Raw genomic sequence first — 22,003 nt, 5'->3', positions numbered from 1 at the left:
TCGGCCACCGCCAGAGGCCACAAAGCCCCGACCAGGATCGACGCCAGCGTCAGCCCGACATCCAGCAGTGCCCCGCGACCTCCCAGTCGTCGCCCGCGGCGACGCGTTCCAAGTCGGGGTCCCATCCATGTGCTACGAGCCACGCGTGAACCGCCGCGCGTTCGTGGCGGAGCCGGTGGAATTCAGAGAGAAGACGTGCCTTGCGGCTACCGGTCCGCGCGCGTTCCTTTTGGAGCGCACGGGCGGCCTGGGAGATCCGTCGTTCGTAGTACCGGCCGGCCACGGCCGCGGCGTTGAGATGGCTGAGATACCCCTGCTCCTGCCACGCCGCCAGGTCCCGTGCGCGCACCTCTTCCAGAGCTCTCCCGCTAGGGTCATCACCGCCGCTCGACAGCCGCGCCCGACAGACGGCACTCTGGACGGCCTCGAGACGGCCGGTGAGGTGCTCCTCGATGGCCGTGAACGCGGCGGCCCGTGCGTCTTCCTCGTTCCACGCTTCCATCGGTGCCCCTCCAGCGGCCCGTCTGGGCCTCAAGATCTTCCTTACCAGGTGGGATGGGGCGTGAATCTCCTCGCGCGGCCACTCGGTGTGTCATCGACCGCAGAACGTCGGGCGTCCGATCCCGGACCACGAGTGGGCGAGACCTACTGCCTGTCCGGGCCCAGTCGCCCCGGTGCCGATCCGTTGACCGGTGTGACGAGGTCTCCACGACCGAGTTCCCTCCCGAATACCAACCTCAGACGCGGGGAGTATCGGGAGCTATGGGAGCGAGTCGAGGCAGAGTGCGCATCGGGCCCGCCGCGGCCTTGGCCCGGCGATCCGCCGGCTTGCCAGAAATGCCTTGGTCCACCACTGGCCCACAGCAGCTCGGCAAACCTGCTTCACGATGACACAACCTGAAACACGAAGACCAGCGGACGTCTCGACGTCTCCGCTGGTCAGAGTGTGGTTCCGCACGATGCGGATTGGCGCCCCCTGGAGGATTCGAACCTCCGCACCCGGCTCCGGAGGCCGGTGCTCTATCCCCTGAGCTAAGGGGGCCTTTCGCGTCACCACTGTAGCAGTATTGGGGATTTCCTCCGAACGGTTTGCGATACGCCAGCGGTGGCACGGTCCATCGGGTTAGTCTCGCAACGTGGGTGAGGCGCGGGTACTAGTGGTCGACGATGACGAGGTGATCCGTCAACTGATCGCCGTCAATCTCCAGATGGAGGGCTTCGAGGTCCATACGGCGGTGGACGGTGAGGACTGTCTGGACCAGGTCGGCAAGATCGATCCGGATGTGATCACGCTCGACATCATGATGCCCCGGTTGGACGGCTGGGTGACGGCCACTCGGCTCCTGGAGGGGGAGTCGCGGTGTCGGGGCCGGGTGCTGCTGATCACCGCGCGGGCCCAGGAGGCCGACCAACGGCGGGGGGAGGCGATCGGGGTGGACGCGTTTCTCGCCAAGCCGTTCGATCCCACCGAGTTGATCCAGATCGTGCGTCGACTCGCCGGTCCCGGCGAACTGGACCATTCGTGACCCCTGACGCGTTGGAGCGGCTGGTGGGTGCGGCCGCCAGGCGGGCGAGTGGTGGGGGTGACGTCCCTTCAGCCGATGTTCGCCGTTCCAAGGCCGGGTCGGGCGCCGACTTCGTGTCCCCGATCCCCACCCGCCTCGCGGGGCGTGCGGGCTCCACGCCGGAACGGCTGGCCGGGCGGATCGCCCAGGCCCTCGTCGAGGATCCGGCGATCGTCGCCGCGGCGCCCACCCCCGGCGGCTTCGTGGAGATCACGCTGACCAACGCCGCCCGGTACGCCGTGGTGACGTCGGCCTCTCGCGGGTGGGAATACCTCTCCGTGCTGGCCCCCGGCGCCCACGACGCCGGCTCCCCGGACGACCCAGCGCCGTGGCCGCGGCGGGCCCTGGAGGACGCCCCTTCCCTCCATGAGGCAGCGAAGTGGGCGCGGGCCGACGCCCGGGAACGACTCACGCTCTACTGCGGGCCGACCGGACCGACCCAGGTGAACCCGATCCACGGTGGTGGGAGCTGGCGCGACCCCTACCTGGACGAACCCTCGCGCGGTGGCCCCGTCGCCGACCTTCTCGCGGTGGTCGGGGAGGCCGCCGTCCGCATCGCCGGCTGCGTCGCCGCCGAACCCGCCCCCACCGCCACCCACCCCGGAGTGTGGGAACGCCAGATCGCCGAGAACCCCGCGTTCGCGCTGCGCTACGCCCACGCGCACGCTCACACGTCGGTGCACTCCTGGGGCGTCGGGATGGGCGTCGTGCCCGGCGCGCGCCCCGACAGCGTCGAGGCGGTACGGCTGCTGGGATGTCCCGCGGCGGCGCACACCGTCGGGGTCCTGTTCGAGGGGCCCGGCACGGTGCGAAGCACTCACCATCGTGGCCGACCCTCTATCCTGGTGAGGTACCTGGAGGAGCTCGCCGCCGCCTACCGTGAGTGGACGAGGACCGCGAGTGCCGCGCCCGCACCCGCGCATCCGCCGGCAGCCGGAGGCACCCCGCCCCGTGATCCCAGACTCGACCTCAGCCTCGCCGTGGCCGGGGTCCTGGGCACAGGACTGTTTCTCCTCGGTGTTCCAGCGCCCACCGAACTGTAGAGGACCGTCTCCACCATGAGCCGTTACGCCCACCCGGCGGGTCCACGTCATGCCGACCTCATCCCCGAAGGGAACCCGCCAGGCGCTCCCGTCGACCTCAACCAGCTCGACCCGCGACTCTGGCCGCTGACGGCGCGCCGCGAGTCCGGTGAGATGACCATCGGCGGGGTGGGCGTCGCGAAGCTCGCGCGGGAGTTCGGCACCCCGCTGTTCGTGGTCGACGAGGAGGACTTCCGGACCCGGGCCCGCGAGTTCCGTGCCGCGTTCTCCGGCGCGGACGTGTACTACGCCGGTAAGGCGCTGCTCAACACCACCGTCGCCCGTTGGGTCGCCGAGGAGGGCCTGGGGCTCGACGTGTGCAGCGGTGGGGAGCTCGCGGTCGCGCTCGCGTCGGGGTTCCCGGCCGAGCGGATGGGGCTGCATGGCAACAACAAGTCGGAGTCCGAGCTCGTGCGCGCCGTCGAGGCGGGCGTGGGCCGGATCATCGTCGACTCGCTGACCGAGATCGCCCTCCTGGAGCGGATCGCCGCGGACCGGGACCGCGTCGTCGACGTCATGATCCGGGTGACGACCGGGGTGGAGGCGCACACCCACGAGTTCGTCGCCACTGCCCACGAGGACCAGAAGTTCGGGCTCTCGCTGGTCAGCGGCGCGGCGATGCGGGCGGTGCGCGACGTGCTGGCGGCGCCGCACCTGAACCTGACCGGACTGCACTCCCACATCGGGTCCCAGATCTTCGACACCGCCGGGTTCGAGGTGGCGGCCCACCGTCTCACGGAGTTCCTGGCCACCATTCACGCGCAGCTCGGCGTCGTGCTGCCCGAGCTGGATCTGGGAGGCGGGCTCGGCGTCGCCTACCGGCCGGAGGACACCCCCCAGGAGACCGCCAGCACCGCCAAGCGCCTCACCGACATCGTGTCCCAGGAGTGCGCCGCGCGGGACCTGCCCGTGCCCCGCCTCGCGGTCGAGCCGGGGCGCGCGATCGTGGCCCAGGCCGGCGTCACCATCTACGACGTCGGCACGGTCAAGGAGGTCGAGGGGCTGCGCACCTACGTCAGCGTGGACGGCGGGATGAGCGACAACATCCGCACCGCCCTGTACGGCGCCGACTACACGACGGTACTGGCCTCGCGCGCCAGCGACGCGCCCCCGATGCTGAGCCGTCTGGTCGGCAAGCACTGCGAAAGCGGCGACATCGTCGTTCGTGACCCCTACTACCCCAGCGATATCGATCGTGGCGACCTCGTGGCGGTGGCCGGCACCGGCGCGTACTGCTACTCGATGGCGAACAACTACAACCACCTGCCCCGACCCGCCATGGTCGCGGTGCGCGACGGTGCCGCGCGGCTCATGATGCGGCGCGAGACCGAAGATGACCTGTTGCGACTGGACGTACGCTGAGAGACGGTCACCGGTCATCGGGAGGCCCCGCAACTCGAGAAGGAGTCGGTTCCGTGGCATTGAACGTGGCGTTGCTCGGATGCGGCGTCGTGGGATCGGAAGTGTTCCGGCTGGTCAATGAGCAGTCGGCCGAGCTCGCAGCGCGCACGGGAGAGGAGTTGCGCATCGCTGGGATCGCGGTGCGCCGCCCGGAGCGAACGCGTGGCGCGGGCATCGACCCCGCCCTCATCACCACGGACGCCATGGGTCTGGCCACACGCGAGGACATCGACATCGTGGTCGAGGTCATCGGCGGGATCGAGCCGGCGCGCTCCCTCATCATCGCCGCGACCAAGGCCGGAAAGTCGGTGGTCACGGCGAACAAGGCACTGCTGGCCGAGGACGGCGAGACAATTCTCACCGGCGCCTACAACAGCGGTGTCGACGTCTTCTACGAGGCGAGCGTCGCCGGGGCCATTCCGCTGTTGCGCCCGCTGCGCGAGTCACTCGCCGGTGACCGGGTGCACCGGGTGCTCGGCATCGTCAACGGCACCACGAACTACATCCTCGACCGGATGGACAGTCGCGGATCCGGCTTCACCGAGGCCCTCGAGGAGGCGCAGGCACTCGGTTACGCCGAGGCCGACCCCACGGCCGACGTCGACGGATTCGACGCCGCCGCCAAGGCCGCCATCCTCGCCCGGCTCGCGTTCCACACCCCGGTGACGGCGGCGGAGGTGCACCGCGAGGGGATCTCCGACGTCACGTCGGCCGAGATCGCGAGTGCCCAGGCGATGGGCTGCGTCGTGAAACTCCTGGCCATCTGCGAACGCTCCAAGGACGACGGCTCGGTGGGCGTCCGGGTGCACCCGGCCATGCTTCCGCGCGAACACCCCCTGGCCAGCGTCAAGGAGGCCTACAACGCGGTGTTCGTGGAGGCCGAGTCCGCGGGGCAGCTCATGTTCTACGGCCCCGGGGCCGGTGGCGCCCCGACGGCCAGTGCGGTGCTGGGCGACCTGGTCGCCGCGGCCCGCAACCGGATCGCCGGAGTGCACGCGAGCGACGTCGCCCCGAACGACGGCACGGCCGCGCGCGTCCACCCCATGGGCGAGACGGTGACGCGCTACCACGTCGCCCTCGACGTCGCCGACCGTCCCGGAGTCCTCGCCCGCGTGGCCGAGGCCTTCGCCGACCACGGTGTCTCCATAAAGAACGTGCGCCAGGAGGGCTACGGGGACGACGCCCAGCTCGTGATCGTCACCCACCGAGCCCCGGACGAGGCGCTATCCAACACCGTCCGCGGAGTCCGCGGCCTCGACGTCGTCCGCTCCGTGGCCGGCGTCATGCGCGTCGAAGCCCAAACCGACAACTAGCGGCGTCTCCACCCCCCACCCGCCAAGCCGGGTGGGGGATGGACCGCCCGACCCGACTGGCGAGACCCGCGACCTGGCTCACCATCGGGACGTCACACGGTCCTGCTGGCCGCCGTGCCCCAGACGAACTCGACACATCCGTTCTCGCCTGTCGTGACGAGGTGCCTCGGCAGTGCCGCGCGCCGACGCGGGCTGGACGCCCCTTGTGAGGGAGTCACCAGCGGGTGAGTGCCTCGCCCCGCCGGTTCCTCATGGGTAGGGAGTGATCGGATGGTAAGCGGGGCCCGCCTGGAAACCTGGGCCGCGAGTCCGGGGCGCCCAAACGCGCCGCGCTTCTCGAGGTCCACCGCGCCGCGGGCGAACTCGACATACGCCGTTCTCGCCCCAGCGCAAAGGGGTGCTTCGCCTTGGTGGTCTGGATCGTCGGCAGTTCCGCATGCCGACGCGGGCTGGACGGCGCCGCGCGAGGGAGCCACCGCAGTGTGGATGCCTGGCCCCACCGAATCCCACGGAGCGCGACGGCCGGGGCGGTGGACCAGGCCCTTGACGTCGTCCAATCCACCGTTTCGAAGCCCAGACCGACGACCAGCCCGGCCGCGTGGTCCACGGTCAGTTCCGAGAGACACCGTGTCGAGGAAGGGCGCACATTCAGTGCCGCCGCAAGGAGTGCTGTCGCCCTGGCGCCTGGGTCGTGTTTTTGCACCGCTGTGAGGGGGCGCCGGGGCTCGTGGCCGCCAGGATCGCGTTCGCTGTGTCGATCCTTTCGAACAGCCAACCACGGTGCCCGTCACGGACCGTCTCGCGAGCCGCAGCTCGACCCCGGCGGGGCACAATCCGCGAAGCGGCCCCGGTAGGCGCCACGGGCGCTCCCCCCACCCGAAAGCCTTCACAAAACACTCCCTGGGCGGATCTCGCCTCGCCACGCGCGACCGAATCGACGACATCGCGGACGGAAGGCGCCGCCACCAGGGGGCGGGACTGTCGCGGTGACGGGCTCGCGTGGTGCATGGCGTGGACGCACCGAGCGCGGATGTCCCACACCTCGTTCGGGAGGGCCGCGCTGGAGAAAGCTGGAGAAGACGACGGCGATCGGGGTGCGGCAGCGCCGCCGGGCAGGGCGTCGCGCCGTCCCGGCGCAACCGTGCGGTGTGACCTTTGGTGCTGTCGGGCCGTGTCCTGTTTCTCCTGTTCGCCGGGTGCTTGCCGTGGTCTTAGACTTTCAGGCGTGTACGCAGGTCGTCTGCCGCGTGCGCGATCATCTGAACCTTCCGTTGAAATCGTTGAGAGGGCCCGCCGTGAACGTACGGGCATGGCGTGGAGTGGTCGAGGAGTTCCGCGACCATCTCCCCGTCGAGGAGACCACCCCAGTCGTCACCCTGCTCGAGGGCAACACGCCGTTGGTGCCGGCCCCACAGGTCTCCGCCCATACGGGGTGCGACGTGTACCTCAAGGTGGAGGGCCTCAATCCCACCGGGTCGTTCAAGGACCGTGGGATGACGATGGCGATCACCAAGGCGGCGGAGGCAGGGGCCAAGGCGGTCATCTGCGCGTCGACCGGGAACACGAGCGCCAGTGCCGCGGCCTACGCCGTTCGGGCGGGCATGACCTGCGCGGTGATGGTCCCGCAGGGCAAGATCGCGATGGGCAAGCTGGCCCAGGCCCTGGTGCACGGCGCCAAGCTGCTGCAGGTTGACGGAAACTTCGACGACTGTCTCGAGCTGGCCCGCAAGCTGTCCGCCGAGTACTCCGAGGTCGCCCTCGTCAACTCGGTGAACCCCTACCGGCTGCAGGGACAGAAGACCGCGTCGTTCGAGGTCGTGGCCGCGCTGGGGGAAGCGCCGGACGTGCACTGTCTCCCCGTCGGCAACGCCGGCAACATCACGGCCTACTGGATGGGCTACCAGGAGTACCACGAGCAGGGTCGGAGTCAGCTCCCCCGCATGTTCGGCTTCCAGGCCAGCGGCGCGGCGCCGATGGTGAGCGGCGAGCCGGTGCTGCAGCCGCGGACGGTCGCCACCGCGATCCGGATCGGTAACCCCGCCTCCTGGCAGCAGGCCGAGCGGGCGCGCGAGGAGTCCGATGGACGGATCGACGCCGTGACCGACCGGCAGATCATCGCCGCCTACCGGATGCTGGCCCAGGAGGAGGGCGTGTTCGTCGAACTCGCCTCCGCGGCCAGCGTCGCCGGTCTGATGCAGTCGGTGGAGAAGGGCTACATCGAGCGCGGGAGCCGGGTGGTCTGCACGGTGACCGGCAACGGCCTCAAGGACCCGGACTGGGCCATCGCGGGTGCGCCCAAGCCGATCGTGGTTCCGGTGGACGCCGCCGCGGCGGCGGGCGCACTGGGTCTCGTCTGATGGCCGCCGTGCGGGTGCGGGTCCCCGCCACGAGCGCCAACCTCGGGCCGGGATTCGACACCTTCGGGCTCGCCCTCGACCTCTACGACGAGGTGGAGGCCCGGGCGTCGGCCAGCGGCCGGTTCCAGGTCGAGGTGGAGGGGGAGGGGGCCGGTGAGGTGCCGGCCGACGAGTCCCATCTCGTGGTCCGGGCGATGCTCGCGGCCTTCGAGTCCCGAGGGCGACAACCCGTCCCGGCGGAGGTGCGGTGTCACAACCGGATTCCGCACGGGCGTGGCCTCGGGTCCTCGGCGGCGGCGATCGTCGCGGGAGTGACGGCGGGCTTCTCCCTGCTCGCGAAGGAGGGAGACACGCCCGACCGGGACGACGTCTTCGCCCTCGCGGCGGACCTGGAGGGCCACCCGGACAACGTGGCGCCGTGTGTCTACGGCGGTTTCACCCAGGCGTGGGCGACCGAGGAGGGTTTTCGGGCCCTGCGTCTCGATCCGTCGCCGCGGATCCGCCCGGTCGTGTGTGTCGCGGGGGAGCGGTTGTCGACGGAGCGGGCCCGCGGGCTGTTGCCGGAAGCCGTGCCACATTCCGACGCCGCGTTCAACGCGGCGCGCGCGGGTCTGCTCGCCGCGGCCATGACCGGCCATCCGGAGGTCCTCTGGGACGCGACGGAGGACCGACTGCACCAGCGGTACCGCGCGTCGGCCATGCCCGACACCGCGAAACTCCTCGACGCGCTCCGCGACGACGAGCGCCTGCCTGCGGTGATCTCCGGGGCGGGTCCGTCCGTCCTGGTTCTCACCGATTCGGGCGCGGCGAACCCCGTGAACGAAGACGAGAACTTCGTGCCCGTAGTGGGTTCAATCCGCGCGCGGGCGGGTACGCATTGGCACGTACGCCCCTCGACGATTGATCCGGTGGGCGTCAACGTGAGTATCTCCCGTTCGTAGACTCATCGGCAGACCTGTTTCGAGGAATAGCTGTGGGCTCTGGTGGTGTTAGTCTTGGTGGAGCGCCAGATGTCCCATCGTGGGTCGGGTGCTTATCCACCACAGCGTCTTCCGTGTCGGCGGTTCCCCGAGCGCTGTGCGCAGCCGCCATGCGAGACGCATGGTTGTGGCGCCCACCGGGCCACCGCGGGTTCGGTCCTCGTTCGCGAGGGTCGCGGACTGGCGGATGCACCGGGCCGCGAAGTGCTCGACGAGCCCGTCACCTTGACATATGGCCGTGTCCAGAGTCCACCGCGAATGGATGGGGTTCCGTCCTCTGACGGTTTGCCTTGTCCGCGTGGGACATGACCGCACCGGCCCCCGCCGGATCGCATTTCCGGACTGGCCACCATTCGGCCAGCCAGTCCGTTTCCTGGGAAGGACCCTTAGTGAGCGACACCACCGAACTCCACACGGATAGGGCGGTGAGCGGGAGCGATGCCTCCTCCGGTGTGGAATCCGGCGAGGCCGCGACCGACCAGAGCGCCCGGCCGCGTTCTCGGGGCCGTTCCGGCGGTACCGGCCTGTCCGCGTTGAAGCTCACCGAGCTTCAACGCTTGGCCTCGAGTCTGGGCATCACCGGTACTGGGCGAATGCGCAAGAACGACATCATCCAGGCCATCGAAGCCAGACAGGGCGGTGGTGGCTCGTCGAGTTCCGGGAACGGCACCAAGGCGGCCGCCGACACGGGTAAGGTCGAGGCCGCCGGCGGCCAGGAGCGCAAGAACCGCGACTCCCAAGCCACCCCCGAAGCCGCCGCGGAGTCCCCCAAGTCGAGTTCTCAGCGCAAGACGTCTGGGAAGTCGTCGGGCGGTTCCAAGGACCAGCAGGCGCGCGGTGGCGGCGCCGACTCCTCAACCACGGCCAACAGCGTGTCCAACACATCCCAGAAGACCAGTTCCGGTGACCAGGGCAGCGCCCAGCAGGGTGGCGGCCAGGGGAACGGCCGGGAACAGCAGCCCCGGGAGCGTCAGCGCAACCGACGGGGTCGCGACGGCCGGCAGGGCCGCGACGACGACCAGCAGCAGTCCGGAGGTCAACAGGGCCAGCAGGGTCCGCAGAACCAGCAGCAGGGCGGCGGCCGCGACGACGATGACGGCGGCGGTGGCCGGCGGCGCGGGCGTCGCTTCCGCAACCGGGAGCGTCAGCGCAACCGCGACCGTCAGGACGCCGAGCCGACGGTGAGCGATGACGACGTGCTGATCCCCGTCGCCGGAATACTGGACATCCTGGACAACTACGCGTTCGTCCGGACGACCGGGTTCCTGGCGGGGCCGAGCGACGTCTACGTCTCGCTGGCACAGGTCCGCAAGAACGGCCTGCGCAAGGGCGACGCCGTCACCGGCGCCGTGCGTCAGCCGCGCGAGGGCGAGCGCCGCGAGAAGTTCAACGCGTTGGTCCGGCTGGACACGGTGAACGGCCGGCCCGCGGACCAGGCCCGCAACCGGGCGGACTTCTCCAAGCTGGTGCCCCTGTACCCGCAGGAGCGGCTGCGCCTGGAGACCGAGCCCAATATCCAGACGACGCGGATCATCGACCTGATCGCGCCCATCGGCAAGGGCCAGCGTGGGCTCATCGTCTCGCCGCCGAAGGCCGGTAAGACGATGGTGCTGCAGGCCATCGCCAACGCGATCACGGAGAACAACCCGGAGTGCCACCTGATGGTGGTGCTGGTCGACGAGCGCCCCGAAGAAGTCACCGACATGCAGCGCACGGTGAAGGGCGAGGTCATCCACTCCACCTTCGACCGTCCGGCCGAGGACCACACCGCGGTCTCGGAGCTGGCGATCGAGCGCGCCAAGCGTCTGGTGGAGGACGGCATGGACGTCGTCGTCCTGCTGGACTCGATCACCCGTCTGGGCCGGGCCTACAACCTGGCCGCCCCGGCGAGTGGCCGCATCCTCTCCGGTGGTGTGGACTCCACCGCGCTCTACCCGCCGAAGAAGTTCTTCGGCGCGGCGCGCAACATCGAGAACGGCGGTTCGCTGACGATCCTGGCGACAGCGCTCGTGGAGACCGGATCCCGGATGGACGAGGTCATCTTCGAGGAGTTCAAGGGCACCGGCAACATGGAGCTCAAGCTCAACCGGCAGCTCGCGGACAAGCGGATCTTCCCCGCGGTGGACGTGGAGGCGTCCAGCACCCGCAAGGAGGAGATCCTGCTCAGCCCGGAGGAGCTCAGCATCATCTGGAAGCTCCGCCGGGTGCTGCACGCCCTGGACACGCAGCAGGCGGTGGAGCTGCTCCTGGACCGGATGAAGGACTCCAAGAGCAACGCGGAGTTCCTGCTGCAGGTGCAGAAGACCACGGTGGGCCCCGACCAGGGCTGACCGCACGACAACGCACACGACGAACGGCCGTCGGGAGTCCTTCCCGGCGGCCGTTCGTCGTGTCGGGGGATGGAGCCGTGGGAGCGGTGAGGGACGAGCCGTCCGGAATGTGGAAGAACGATTCCGCGGAATGATTGACCGGTTCGTGTTGGAGGTGAATGATGTGACCTACGTCATGGACCAACGCAGGCCCCCTCCTCCCCCTCGGAGTGCGCCCGATGGACAATCTCGCGGTACTGAGTCTGTTCGCCCTGCTCCCCATCCTGGTCGTCGGCGTACTCCTGGTGGGGCTGCGATGGCCCGCCAAGTACGCCATGCCGCTTGGCTACCTCGTCGCGGTGTTGGTCGCCGCCTTCGTCTGGCGCGTGGAGTGGCTCGCCGTGGTGGCCTCCACGCTCGAAGGCCTCATCATCGCCGCCGGCCTGCTCTACATCATCTTCGGCGCCCTCCTCCTGCTGGCCACGTTGACCCGCAGTGGCGCCATCCAGACGATCCGCTCCGGGTTCACCACCATCAGCACGGACCGTCGAGTGCAGGCCATCATCATCGGCTGGTTGTTCGGCAGCTTCATCGAAGGCGCCTCCGGATTCGGTACCCCGGCCGCCGTCGTCGCCCCCCTCATGTTCGCCCTGGGGTTCCCCGCGATGGCCGCGGTCATGGTCGGCCTCGTCATCCAGAGCACACCGGTCAGCTTCGGCGCGGTCGGGACACCGGTCCTGGTCGGCGTCGGTGACGGCCTGGGGTCGGGTACCTCGGAGGTCGCGGCTCGGGCGAGCGCCCTCAACCTGGACTACGCCGGGTACATCTCCCAGATCGGGTTGGAGGTGGTCCTGCTCCACGCGGTAGCCGGCACTCTGGTCCCGCTGTTCATGTGCTGTCTCCTCTGCGGCTTCTACGGCCGCAAACCGGGGCTGGCCGGTTTCGCCGACGGCCTCAAGGTGTGGCCGTTCGCCCTGTTTGCCGCCTTCGCCATGACCATCCCGTCGGTTCTGTGGAACTACTTCCTGGCCGTCGAGTTCACCTCCCTCCTCGGCGGGGCAACCGGGCTGCTCATCGTGGTCTTCGCCGCACGCCGGGGGTTCCTCCTGCCGAAGGAGACCTGGGACTTCCCGCCGAAGGAGCGCTGGCTCGACCGGTGGACCGGGAAGCTCGCCCCGGGCGACGGTGAGGACGCCACCAAGGCCAGCGACATCGGACAGGTGCGGGCGTGGATGCCCTACGTCTTCGTCGTCGGACTGATCCTGCTCACGCGTCTGATCGAACCGGTCCAGGAGTGGGCGCAGTCGATCACGGTCGGTTTCGGCGAGGCGATGACGATCGGCGGCGAGAGCATCTTCGGCACCGGCATCGCCGCCAGCGTGGAGCCGTTCTACTCGCCTGGCGGACTGTTCCTCATCGCGGTACTGATGACCTTCGGGCTGTTCGCCATGCGTCCGCGCGCGATGGTGGAGTCCTTCTCCCTCGCCGGCCGACAGTTGGCCGGCGCCGCCGTGGCGCTGCTGTTCGCCGTCCCGATGGTGCGCGTCTTCATCAACTCCGGGACCGAGTTCAGCGCCTCCGACCTCGCGAGCATGCCGCTCACCCTCGCGGAGGGAGCGGCGACCGTGATGGGTGCCCAGTGGCCGCTCCTCGCTCCCTGGATCGGCGCCCTGGGGGCGTTCGCGGCCGGAAGCAACACGGTCTCCAACCTCATGTTCTCCCTGTTCCAGTTCTCCACCGCGGAACAGATCGGAGTCAGCCCGGAGAACATCGTCGCCGCGCAGGCGGTGGGCGGCGCGGCGGGGAACATGATCGCGGTGCACAACGTGGTGGCCGCGTCCGCGGTGGTCGGGCTCGCCGGACGCGAGGGCGACCTCATCCGCCAGACCATCATCCCGATGACCTACTACCTGCTGGCCGCCGGGTCGGTGGCCTACATGTGGATCTACGGCATCGGACTCAACAGCGGGACCGTCATGTTCGCCCTGCTCGTCGCCGCGCTCGTCGCGTTGGCGCTCCGGATCCGCGCGTCGGGCCGTGCCTACGCCACCCAGGCGAAGGCGGGTGACGCACGGACGTGACCCCGCCGGGCCGCACCGCCCGTACCGTTCTTCCTGCTCACGGGCGTGCGGCCCCCACGGTTGGGGTGCTCGGGGAGGGAATAGCTCCAGACACGAGTGGTTGAGACGTCTGGCAGACTGGTATATCGACCGCCGCGGTACCGGTTCCCGCACGCGCGCCCGGCGACCGCCCTAAGCGAGGAGATTCCCCGTGAAGTCCGACATTCACCCGCAGTACAACGTCACGCACGTGACGTGCACCTGTGGCGCTAGCTTTACCACCCGGAGCACCCAGGAGAGCGGCGAGATCCGCACCGACATCTGCTCCGCCTGCCACCCGTTCTACACGGGCAAGCAGAAGATTCTCGACACCGGTGGCCGGGTCGCCCGCTTCGAGAAGCGCTTCGGCAAGCGCCGATAGCTCGCTTTCCGCGGCGCCGGCCGGACCCGACACAGGAGTTCCGGTCGGCGCCGCTGCGGCTATCAGACTCACTCGCCCGAAGAGGACGGCACCGTGAAACTCGACGATCTGCTGGGAGAATACGCCGAGCTGGAGGCCCAGCTCGCGGATCCCGCCGTGCACGCGGACCAGTCACAGGCCCGTAAGCTCGGCAAACGCTTCTCCGAGCTGACCCCGATCGTCACCGCGCAGCGGGAGCTGGAGCAGGTCGAGCAGGACGCCGAGGCCGCACTCGAGCTCGCCGAGGAGGACCCCGCCTTCGCCGAGGAGGCCAAGGAGCTGCGCCGTCGTGGCGACGAGCTCACCGAGCGCCTGCGGCAGATGCTGATCCCCCGCGACCCCAACGATGACAAGGACGTCATCATGGAGGTCAAAGCCGGGGAGGGCGGCGAGGAGTCCGCCCTGTTCGCCGGCGACCTGGTGCGGATGTACCTGCGCTACGCCGAACGGCAGGGCTGGAAGACCGAGGTCATCGGCGCCACGCACTCCGACCTCGGCGGCTACAAGGACATCACCATCGCGTTCAAGATGAAGGGCCAGATGGAGCCCGGGCGCGGTGTGTGGACCCAGCTCAAGTACGAGGGCGGCGTCCACCGCGTGCAGCGGGTCCCCGTCACCGAGTCGCAGGGACGCATCCACACCTCGGCCGCCGGTGTGTTGGTGGTTCCCGAAGCCGAGGAGGTGGAGATCGAGGTGCACGAGAACGACCTGCGCATCGACGTCTACCGCTCCTCCGGCCCTGGCGGCCAAAGCGTCAACACCACCGACTCGGCGGTGCGGATCACCCACCTTCCCACCGGCATCGTCGTCTCGTGCCAGAACGAGAAGAGCCAGCTCCAGAACAAGGAGCAGGCGATGCGCATCCTGCGGGCCCGCCTGCTGGCCGAGGCCCAGGCGCAGGCCGACGCCGAGGCCCAGGCCGAGCGCAAGAGCCAGGTGCGTACCGTGGACCGGTCTGAACGCGTGCGGACCTACAACTTCCCGGAGAACCGGATCTCGGACCACCGGGTGGGCTTCAAGGCCTACAATTTGGACCAGGTGCTCGACGGCGATCTCAGTGCAGTCATCCAGGCCCTGATCGACGCCGACACCGCGGAGAGGATGCAGAGCGCGGGAGAATGAACTTCCTGCTCGACGAGATCGCACGAGCCACCCAACGGCTCGCGGAAGCCGGGATCTCCTCCCCACGAACCGACGCCGAGGAACTCGCGGCTTTCGTCCACGGCGTCCGTCGGGACTCCCTGCACACCGTCTCCGACGCCGAGTTCGACGCCCTCTACTGGGAGTGTGTCGCGCGTCGCGAGGTGCGGGAACCCCTGCAGCACATCACGGGCCGCGCCTACTTCCGCTACCTGGAGCTCCAGGTAGGCCCCGGGGTGTTCGTGCCGCGGCCCGAGACCGAGATCATGGTCGACTGGGCGATCACCACCCTGCACGCCATGGACGTCGCCGACCCGCTCGTCGTCGACCTCGGCACCGGATCCGGCGCCATCGCGATCTCGATCGCGCAGGAGGTGCCACGGTCCCGGGTGCACGCGGTCGAACTCGACCCGAAGGCCGCGGAGTGGGCGCGCCACAACGTGGAGACCACCGGGCACGCGGGGCGGGTCACCGTGCACCTGGGCGACATGCACTCCGCCGTGCCCGAACTCAACGGCCGCGCGGACCTGGTGATCAGCAACCCTCCCTACGTGCCCAGCGCGGAGCGGGACCAGGTGCCGCCCGAGGTGCGCCAGTACGACCCACAGTTGGCCCTGTGGAGTGGTCAGGACGGCCTGGACGCCGTCCGCGGCCTCACCACCACGGGGGCCCGACTCCTGCGCCCCGGGGGACACATGGCCATCGAGCACGGCGACGGCCAGGGAATCGAGATGCCGCGTCTCTTCCCCGAGTCAGCGGGCTGGCGGGACGTGGTCAACCACAAGGATCTCGCGCGACGTGACCGCTTCGTCGTCATGCGTCGAGCCGAGAGCGAGGACTGACGGAGGAGCACGTGAGCCGGGTATACGACTGCTGGGACGAGGAGAACCGCACGGCCGGTATCGCCGACGCGGCCTCGTCGCTGCGCAAGGGCGAACTGGTGGTCCTGCCCACCGACACCGTGTACGGGATCGGCGCCGACGCCTTCAACCCCGAGGCGGTGGCCGTCCTCCTGGACGCGAAGGGACGCGGCCGGGACATGCCCGCACCGGTGTTGGTCGGCACCGTCGACGCCGCGTCCGCGTTGGTCGAGGACTTCGGTAAGCACGGCCAGGACTTGATCGACGCGTTCTGGCCCGGCCCGCTGACCCTCGTGTGTCCGGCACGTTCCAGCTTGACCTGGGACCTCGGTGACACCAAGGGGACGGTCGGCGTGCGGATGCCCGACAACGAGCTCGCCCTCGACCTCCTCCGGCAGGTGGGACCCACCGCCGTCAGCAGCGCCAACCTGAGCGGTGAGCCGCCCGCGCTCACCGCCGCCGAGGCCTTGGAGCAGCTCGGGGACAGCGTCTCGGTCTACCTGGAGAACGGGCCCGCCCCCGAGGACGTGACCCCCTCGACGATCGTGGACCTCACCTACGCCGTCCCGCGCGTCCTGCGCGAGGGCGCCATCCCGATCGAGGACCTCCGCAAGATCTGCGGCACCGTGATCGGTGTCTCCAAGCGACCGCGCCGCCGCACGCCGGAGCAGGACGAGGCGACGGACAAGGCCGAGGCGGGAGACCAGACGGGGGCGACGGACAAGGCCGAGGCAGGGGAGCGGCACGAGAGCGAGCCCCCGGACGCCGAGCCCGAGCGCTAGGGCGCCTCTTTCGCGGGCTCCCGGGCGAGGGAGCGGGCCGCGGCCGCTGGGTCGTCTTTCGTGAGCGGGCTGGTCGCAGTGATGAGTCCCCCCATCAGGATTTCTCCACCCCGCCGGGACTACGCCACATCCATCCGGTGGGGGCGCACATCGACCCGCTATACCGGGGGCGACAACACCCACCACCGATGAGCGGCCCCTCGCACGGCGGTCCGTGCGGAGCATCCTGGTTGGCTGTTGGAGAGGATCGGCGTAGCGAACGTCATGCTGACGATCGCGAGCCCCAGCGCCTCCGATACCCCAGATGGCACAGCGGGAGAACAACTCGATCCAGACGCGGGGTGGGCCTCAGTCGGCGGTTCGGACAGTCGTCATCGCTGAGGAGTTCGTCCGCTCGTCCGAGCGGGACGAAGAGGCACGAGAAGACGAAACCGTCGTCCTCATCGTCGTCCCCGCGCACCGTGTGATGCCAGTGCGTCCGGCGGTCACGCGTTCGTCGCCGATCACGGGGTGTGGGCTCCGCCGCACCCCCAGCACCGTGCGCCGCGCGATGGTGTCGGCGCCCGCCTCCTCGCGTCCCTCGTGGCGCACGGCGTTGGACACCGTCACGCCGCGGACCATTCCTCCAGCGGGAACCTGGGTGGGAACCCTGACGTGGTCGCGGTGGTCGAAGACCAGCAGGACGATCCCCAGGTCGCCGTGACGCGTCACGGCGACGGCGACCCGAGCCCCTGCCACGGCGTCCCCTCCTCCACCGGGCGTTCCGTGTGGGCGGGCCGCACGGAGCGCGCCAGAGCGTCCCGAGCCAGGCGTCACCCGTCCCTCCGGCCACACCCGCCGCGCGGGGTGTGCGGGGAGTCCGTGGGCCTGAGCGTTCCGCGACAACTGCTAACTTGCTGGGGTGCGTGAGTACGCGCTGACTTTCGTCATTGCCGTCGCCGTTACCTACTTGTTGACGCCACTCGTGCGTCGGGTCGCCGTTGCCTTTGGTGCCGTGCCGCCCGTGCGGGAGAGGGACGTCCACACAGAGCCGGTGCCACGGCTCGGTGGTGTGGCCATGTTCTTCGGGGTCGCGGCGGCGCTGCTGATCTCCTACCGGCTGCCGCACCTCAGCGAGGTGTTCCTCGGCCCGACCTGGCAGGGACTCCTGCTGGCCGGCGCCGTGATCACGGTGGTGGGCATCGTCGACGACCGCTGGGGGCTGGATCCGCTTCCCAAGCTGGCGGGGCAGGTGGCCGCGGCCGGGATCCTGGTCTGGAAGGGGGTCCAGCTCCTCTGGCTGCCCCTGCCCGGGATGACACTGGTGCTCGGCCCGGAGCTCGGGACGGTGCTCTCGGTGTTGTTGATCGTGGTCACGATCAACGCCGTGAACTTCGCCGACGGACTGGACGGCCTGGCGGCCGGCATCGTCGCGATCTCCGCGTTCGCGTTCTTCGCCTACTACTACGTGATCGCCGTCGACCAGGGCTTCGACCGGCAGACCTACCCCGCGATGATCGCCGTCATCCTGGCCGGTGTCTGTGTGGGGTTCCTCCTGCACAACTTCCACCCGGCCCGCATCTTCATGGGCGACACCGGCGCGATGCTGATCGGTCTGCTCCTTGCCTCGATCACCATCACCGTGACCGGGCAGTTCGACGCCAACACCGCGCGTGAGCTCAGCACCGGAGGGTTCTTCGACTCCGGCCTGGTCGTATACCTGCCGATCGTGCTGCCGCTCCTGGTGCTGGCGCTGCCGTTCCTCGACCTCCTCCTCGCGGTGGTCCGCCGCACCCTGGCCGGCCAGTCGCCCGTCGCACCCGACCGGAAGCACCTGCACCACCGCATGTTGGAACTGGGCCACTCCCACCCCCGCGCGGTGCTGCTCATGTACCTGTGGGCGGCGATCATCGCCTTCGCCGCGGTGACGTTGTCGGTCTTCAACACCCCATATCTGGTGCTGACCGTCACAGCTCTCGTCGCGCTGTGCGCCGTACTCCTCGTAACATGGCCGCGTTTGCGGCGAATGCGCGCGCGACGGAGGAGGGCCCTTGGCCAGAGCACAGATGAAACTGACATAAAGTACAAGTGACTGCCCTGCCCCAGTGGTCGGGCAGGGATCTCCCGCTGCCTTGTGATACGTTTCACAAGGCGGATTGATGTATCGACGGTGGGCGTGTGCTGCGGTTCAGCACACACGGTTCACCACCTGCCGACACTGGAGCCCTAACGCATGCAGCAACACGACGCCCGGATTCTCCGCGGCGCCGCGATCGCCACCACCCTGTGCGGAATCGTTTCGATCGTTGTCGCCGCACTCATGGTCGGTACCCCCGGAGCCTGGGGCGCAGCCCTCGGTTACGGCATCGTTCTGGGTTGTTTCGGTGTCGGACAATTGCTCGTCATCCTCGCGACCCGGTACAACCGCGACCTGATGCTGCCGGCCTCCATGTTCGGCTTCATCCTCAAGATCGCGGTGCTGGGCATCCTGCTCGTGACCCTGGGACGCAGCGAGTTCATGGAAGGCCTGCACAGCACGGCCTTCGCGGTGACCGCACTCCTTTGTGTACTGACCTGGCTGACCCTCCAGATGCGTGGCATGGCCTCCGCCAAGATCCCGCATGTGGAGCCCGAACCGTCTGAGTCCGGCTCCGACGCGGAGCGGACGCAGTGAACGGAGCGGGGGCGGCCAACCGGTGCTCCCCGGGGGGTGCAATCGACCTGGAGGGCGTGTGCTATGTTCACGAGCGAGATGAGCGACCGGCCTGCAGAAACCCAAGAGGAGCGCGGCTCCGTGTCACCGCACGGGTCCGACGGTTGGGCGATCGTATCCCTACTGCTTTCGGGCATTCTCCTGTGGGGCGGCATCGGCTGGATCGCCGACGCCTTACTGGATTTCGACGCACTGTTCCTTCCCATCGGAATGGTGCTCGGGATGGCGGGCGCGATCTATTTGATCTGGCGTCAGTCGATTCCCTCCTGACTCTCTCCGCTTGTCCGAAGCTGTGTGGACTGTCCGGTGCGGCGGTCCGAGTAAATACCAACGAGGTCTTCTTGCGTCACGACGAAAGGATTCGCCGTGAGTGTTGACGTGCGCACTCTCGCGGCTGAGCCGGACTGCCGCCTGTTCGATCCCGGTTGCGAGTTCAAGCCTCCGTCCCCGGCGATGTTCAGCCCAGAACCCTGGATCCCGCTGAACATCCCGTGGTCGAACGGCATCGATCTCTACACGCCGCTGTTGATTGTGGCGGTGCTCGTCACCATCGGTGTGTGGGCCTGGTTCAGCAGGAACGCGCGTTTGGTGCCCAGCCGGCGTCAGAGCTTGGCCGAAATACTCGTGCAGTTCATCCGGGACAACGTGGCGCGCCCCACGATGGGGAAGAAGGGTGACTTCCTCATCCCCTTCCTCGTCTCGCTGTTCACGTTCATCCTGTTCATGAACCTGACCGGGATCATCCCCGGCATGTTCCCGGTGAACAGCAACATCGCCTTCCCGGCGGTGCTCGCCTTGGTGATCTTCATCATGCGCTTCTACCTGGCGGTCAAGTACCAGGGCGGATGGCAGTACATCAAGGGCCAGATCTTCCCCCCGGGTGTCCCCGCGCCGCTGTACGTCCTGGTCACCCCGATCAAGTTCGTCTCATCCTTCCTCGTCTACCCGTTCACGCACACCCTGCGTCTCTTCGCGACGATGTTCGCGGGAAGCCTGGTGCTCGCGGTGTTCGCCTACGGCGGGGCCTACATGATGAACTGGGCGGCCGGACCGGCGCTGGGTGCGCTGTCGACCGCCTTCGCTGGTATCGCGCTGGCCGCCTACGTGGGCTTCGTGCTCTTCGAGGTGTTGATCATGCTGATCCAGGCCTTCGTCTTCACCCTCTTGAGCAGTCTCTACTTCGGCCAAGCGCTCGAAGAAGCTCACTGACCGTCTGACCGTCTTAAGTCCGCGGCCGCAACCGCCGGCAGCGAAGCACACCAAAGCCCCGGCGGGCTCGACTAACCGCTCCGCCGGACAGAAAGAAGGAGAACATCCATGGAGGGCAGCCTCAGCGTCATCGGTTACGGCGCGAGTGCGATCGGCTCCGGCATCGGCGTCGGCATCATCTTCGGTATGGGCATGCAGGCCATCGCCCGTCAGCCCGAGGCGCGCGGCGTGATCCAGATCAACATCTACCTCGGCATGGCACTGGTCGAGGCCCTGGCCGTTCTCGGCTTCGTCCTCGCGATCATCAGCTGATCCGGCCTGAGACCGGACGCGTGATGACTATGGAAGCGAAGGAGCGCTGACCATGGCATTGGAACTGGCATCTGGCGGTTTCGAGATCCTGCGCATTGACCCCGTCAAGGCGCTGTTCGGCCTGATCGCGTTGGCGTTGATCTACTTCTTCGTCGCTCGCAAGTTCGTCCCGAGGATCACCAAGGTCCTGGACGAGCGCCAGGACGAGATCGAGGGTGGACTGGAGCGCGCGAAGGCGGCCCAGGCCGAAGCCCAGGAGACGCTCGAGCGTTACCAGGCGCAGCTCGCCGAGGCCCGTCAGGAAGCCGCGCAGCTTCGGGACAAGGCCAAGGAGCAGGGCAAGGCCATCCTCGCCGAGATGCGCGATGAGGCCGAGGCCGAGAAGCAGCGCATTGTTGCGAGTGCGCACACTCAGATCGAGGCCGACCGGCAGCAAGCCATCGTGCGGCTGCGCGCCGAGATCGGTCAGCTCTCCACGGAGCTGGCCAGTCGGATCGTCGGCGAGACGCTACAGGACCAGCAGGCGCAGGAGCGGGTCGTCGACCGGTTCCTGGCCGAGCTGGAGGAGCAGTCCTCCGACAAGGCCGAGGTGCGCTGATGTTCGGGGCGAGCCGAGGATCACTCGTTGAGGTGACGCGTCACCTGGACACGGTGCTGGAGTCGGCCGACGCCAGCACCCTGTCCCGGGAGCTGTTCCAGGTCCTGCACCTGCTCGACCGGGAGCACGGCCTGCGGCGCCTGCTCGCCGACTCCGCCGCCGACGGTGACCGCAAGACCGGACTGGTCGGAGAACTGCTCGAGTCGCAGGTCTCTCCGGCCACCATCCTGGTGGTCAACGAGGTCGCGAAGGCGGAGTGGTCGTCGGCACGTGACATGACCGACGCCGTGGAGCGCCTGGCCGTGTTCGCCGCGGTCGGGATCGCCGGCGGCGCCGGACAGGTCGAGGAGCTGGAGGACGACCTCTTCCGGTTCGACCGGGTCGTCGCGGCGCAGCCCGAGCTGCGCTCCGCGCTCACCCAGCTCGAGGTCGCCGAGACGCACCGCCGTGCGCTCGTGGCGGACCTGCTCCAGGGCAAGGGCACCCCCGCCTCGTCTCTGCTGATCAGCGAGGTTGTCGCGGATCCGCGGGGACGTACCCTGGAACAGGGCCTCGAGGCCTACCGGCTGCTGGTGGCAGAGCGCGCACAGCGCTACGTGGCCGTCATCCGCACGGCCACGCCGCTCACCGACGAGCAGCAGTCCCGACTGCGGCGGCTGCTGAGCACTCGGTACGGGCGCGAGATGCACCTGGACATCGAGATCGCGCCGGAGCTTATCGGCGGGATGTCCATCCGCGTCGGCGACGAGGAGATGGACGGCACGATCGCGGGACGCGTCGCTGAGGTCAGGCGCCGTTTGGCCGGCTGACAGGCACTCGGCCGAGCAACTGGACAGTACGCACGGCGCCGCGCAACCAGGCGCCATGAGGAGCAAGGACAACG

Annotated in this window: 21 protein-coding genes and 1 tRNA gene; 19 read left to right on the top strand and 3 right to left on the bottom strand. The window is 68.9% G+C overall.

From position 1 onward, the window contains the following. Window positions 1-49 precede the first annotated feature (49 nt). Together J4H86_RS11545 and J4H86_RS11540 are read right to left on the bottom strand one after the other, a co-directional pair. A complete protein-coding gene (locus tag J4H86_RS11545; RefSeq protein ID WP_236543501.1) occupies window positions 50-502 on the bottom strand; it encodes a hypothetical protein in 453 nt (150 codons plus the stop codon). Between the two features lie 465 nt (window positions 503-967). Continuing rightward, window positions 968-1,042 (bottom strand) — tRNA-Arg (locus tag J4H86_RS11540). A 94-nt stretch (window positions 1,043-1,136) separates the two neighbouring features. On the opposite strand from J4H86_RS11540, the gene J4H86_RS11535 reads away from it, so the two are divergent. The 12 genes from J4H86_RS11535 (at window position 1,137) to J4H86_RS11480 (ending at window position 16,309) form a co-directional block, all read left to right on the top strand. Continuing rightward, on the top strand, window positions 1,137-1,526 hold the full coding sequence (locus J4H86_RS11535) for a response regulator transcription factor (RefSeq protein WP_236543500.1): 390 nt from the start codon (window positions 1,137-1,139) through the stop codon (window positions 1,524-1,526). Next, window positions 1,523-2,608 (top strand): DALR anticodon-binding domain-containing protein, encoded by a 1,086-nt coding sequence (locus J4H86_RS11530; protein WP_236543499.1) that lies wholly within the window; start codon window positions 1,523-1,525, stop codon window positions 2,606-2,608. Before J4H86_RS11535 ends, J4H86_RS11530 begins: the two co-directional genes overlap by 4 nt. Window positions 2,609-2,623: 15 nt before the next feature. Beyond that, entirely contained in the window at window positions 2,624-4,009 is a 1,386-nt protein-coding gene (gene lysA, locus J4H86_RS11525) for a diaminopimelate decarboxylase (RefSeq protein WP_236543498.1), read from the top strand. Window positions 4,010-4,062: 53 nt separating this feature from the next. Then, window positions 4,063-5,361, top strand: coding sequence for a homoserine dehydrogenase (locus tag J4H86_RS11520; RefSeq protein ID WP_236543497.1), 1,299 nt, complete (start codon window positions 4,063-4,065; stop codon window positions 5,359-5,361). Between the two features lie 1,295 nt (window positions 5,362-6,656). Beyond that, entirely contained in the window at window positions 6,657-7,718 is a 1,062-nt protein-coding gene (thrC, locus tag J4H86_RS11515; protein ID WP_236543496.1) for a threonine synthase, read from the top strand. Then, window positions 7,718-8,659, top strand: coding sequence for a homoserine kinase (thrB, locus tag J4H86_RS11510; protein WP_236543495.1), 942 nt, complete (start codon window positions 7,718-7,720; stop codon window positions 8,657-8,659). The genes thrC and thrB overlap by 1 nt, the downstream gene beginning before the upstream one ends. 428 nt (window positions 8,660-9,087) lie before the next feature. Then, window positions 9,088-11,028: a transcription termination factor Rho gene (gene rho, locus J4H86_RS11505; RefSeq protein ID WP_236543494.1), complete on the top strand. Its 1,941-nt coding sequence runs from the start codon at window positions 9,088-9,090 to the stop codon at window positions 11,026-11,028. A 218-nt stretch (window positions 11,029-11,246) separates the two neighbouring features. After that, window positions 11,247-13,088, top strand: coding sequence for an L-lactate permease (locus tag J4H86_RS11500; RefSeq protein WP_236543493.1), 1,842 nt, complete (start codon window positions 11,247-11,249; stop codon window positions 13,086-13,088). 190 nt (window positions 13,089-13,278) lie between these two features. Beyond that, window positions 13,279-13,488 (top strand): 50S ribosomal protein L31, encoded by a 210-nt coding sequence (gene rpmE, locus J4H86_RS11495; protein ID WP_236543492.1) that lies wholly within the window; start codon window positions 13,279-13,281, stop codon window positions 13,486-13,488. A gap of 93 nt (window positions 13,489-13,581) precedes the next feature. Beyond that, window positions 13,582-14,649, top strand: a complete 1,068-nt coding sequence (prfA, locus tag J4H86_RS11490) for a peptide chain release factor 1 (protein ID WP_236543491.1) — start codon at window positions 13,582-13,584, stop codon at window positions 14,647-14,649. After that, window positions 14,646-15,509, top strand: a complete 864-nt coding sequence (prmC, locus tag J4H86_RS11485; protein ID WP_236543490.1) for a peptide chain release factor N(5)-glutamine methyltransferase — start codon at window positions 14,646-14,648, stop codon at window positions 15,507-15,509. The genes prfA and prmC overlap by 4 nt, the downstream gene beginning before the upstream one ends. A gap of 11 nt (window positions 15,510-15,520) precedes the next feature. Continuing rightward, window positions 15,521-16,309 carry an L-threonylcarbamoyladenylate synthase gene (locus J4H86_RS11480; protein ID WP_236543489.1) on the top strand — a complete coding sequence of 263 codons (789 nt, stop codon included), beginning with the start codon at window positions 15,521-15,523 and terminating at the stop codon, window positions 16,307-16,309. 348 nt (window positions 16,310-16,657) lie between these two features. Here J4H86_RS11480 and J4H86_RS11475 read toward each other — a convergent pair whose 3' ends face one another. Continuing rightward, window positions 16,658-17,047: an NUDIX domain-containing protein gene (locus tag J4H86_RS11475; RefSeq protein WP_236543488.1), complete on the bottom strand. Its 390-nt coding sequence runs from the start codon at window positions 17,045-17,047 to the stop codon at window positions 16,658-16,660. Between the two features lie 163 nt (window positions 17,048-17,210). Between J4H86_RS11475 and J4H86_RS11470 the strand changes: the two genes are divergently transcribed. The 7 genes from J4H86_RS11470 to J4H86_RS11440 all read left to right on the top strand — a co-directional run bounded on the left by J4H86_RS11470 (window position 17,211) and on the right by J4H86_RS11440 (window position 21,929). Continuing rightward, window positions 17,211-18,380: a glycosyltransferase family 4 protein gene (locus J4H86_RS11470; RefSeq protein ID WP_236543487.1), complete on the top strand. Its 1,170-nt coding sequence runs from the start codon at window positions 17,211-17,213 to the stop codon at window positions 18,378-18,380. Window positions 18,381-18,521: 141 nt separating this feature from the next. Beyond that, window positions 18,522-18,962, top strand: a complete 441-nt coding sequence (locus J4H86_RS11465; protein WP_236543486.1) for a hypothetical protein — start codon at window positions 18,522-18,524, stop codon at window positions 18,960-18,962. A gap of 63 nt (window positions 18,963-19,025) precedes the next feature. Further along, window positions 19,026-19,271, top strand: coding sequence for an AtpZ/AtpI family protein (locus J4H86_RS11460; RefSeq protein ID WP_394356481.1), 246 nt, complete (start codon window positions 19,026-19,028; stop codon window positions 19,269-19,271). Window positions 19,272-19,379: 108 nt separating this feature from the next. Then, window positions 19,380-20,210 (top strand): F0F1 ATP synthase subunit A, encoded by an 831-nt coding sequence (gene atpB / locus J4H86_RS11455; protein WP_236543994.1) that lies wholly within the window; start codon window positions 19,380-19,382, stop codon window positions 20,208-20,210. 108 nt (window positions 20,211-20,318) lie between these two features. Then, the gene (gene atpE / locus J4H86_RS11450; RefSeq protein ID WP_236543485.1) at window positions 20,319-20,522 is read left to right on the top strand and encodes an ATP synthase F0 subunit C; all 204 of its coding nucleotides are present in this window, start codon (window positions 20,319-20,321) and stop codon (window positions 20,520-20,522) included. 52 nt (window positions 20,523-20,574) lie between these two features. Continuing rightward, complete coding sequence (locus tag J4H86_RS11445) at window positions 20,575-21,120, top strand: F0F1 ATP synthase subunit B (RefSeq protein ID WP_236543484.1); 546 nt, start codon at window positions 20,575-20,577, stop codon at window positions 21,118-21,120. Continuing rightward, the gene (locus tag J4H86_RS11440) at window positions 21,120-21,929 is read left to right on the top strand and encodes a F0F1 ATP synthase subunit delta (protein ID WP_236543483.1); all 810 of its coding nucleotides are present in this window, start codon (window positions 21,120-21,122) and stop codon (window positions 21,927-21,929) included. The genes J4H86_RS11445 and J4H86_RS11440 overlap by 1 nt, the downstream gene beginning before the upstream one ends. The last annotated feature ends 74 nt before the right edge of the window (window positions 21,930-22,003 follow it).

Source organism: Spiractinospora alimapuensis (genome assembly GCF_018437505.1).
GTDB lineage: Bacteria > Actinomycetota > Actinomycetes > Streptosporangiales > Streptosporangiaceae > Spiractinospora > Spiractinospora alimapuensis.
Note: the sequence above shows the minus strand (reverse complement) of the source record. Positions and strands in the feature narration are given on the sequence as shown.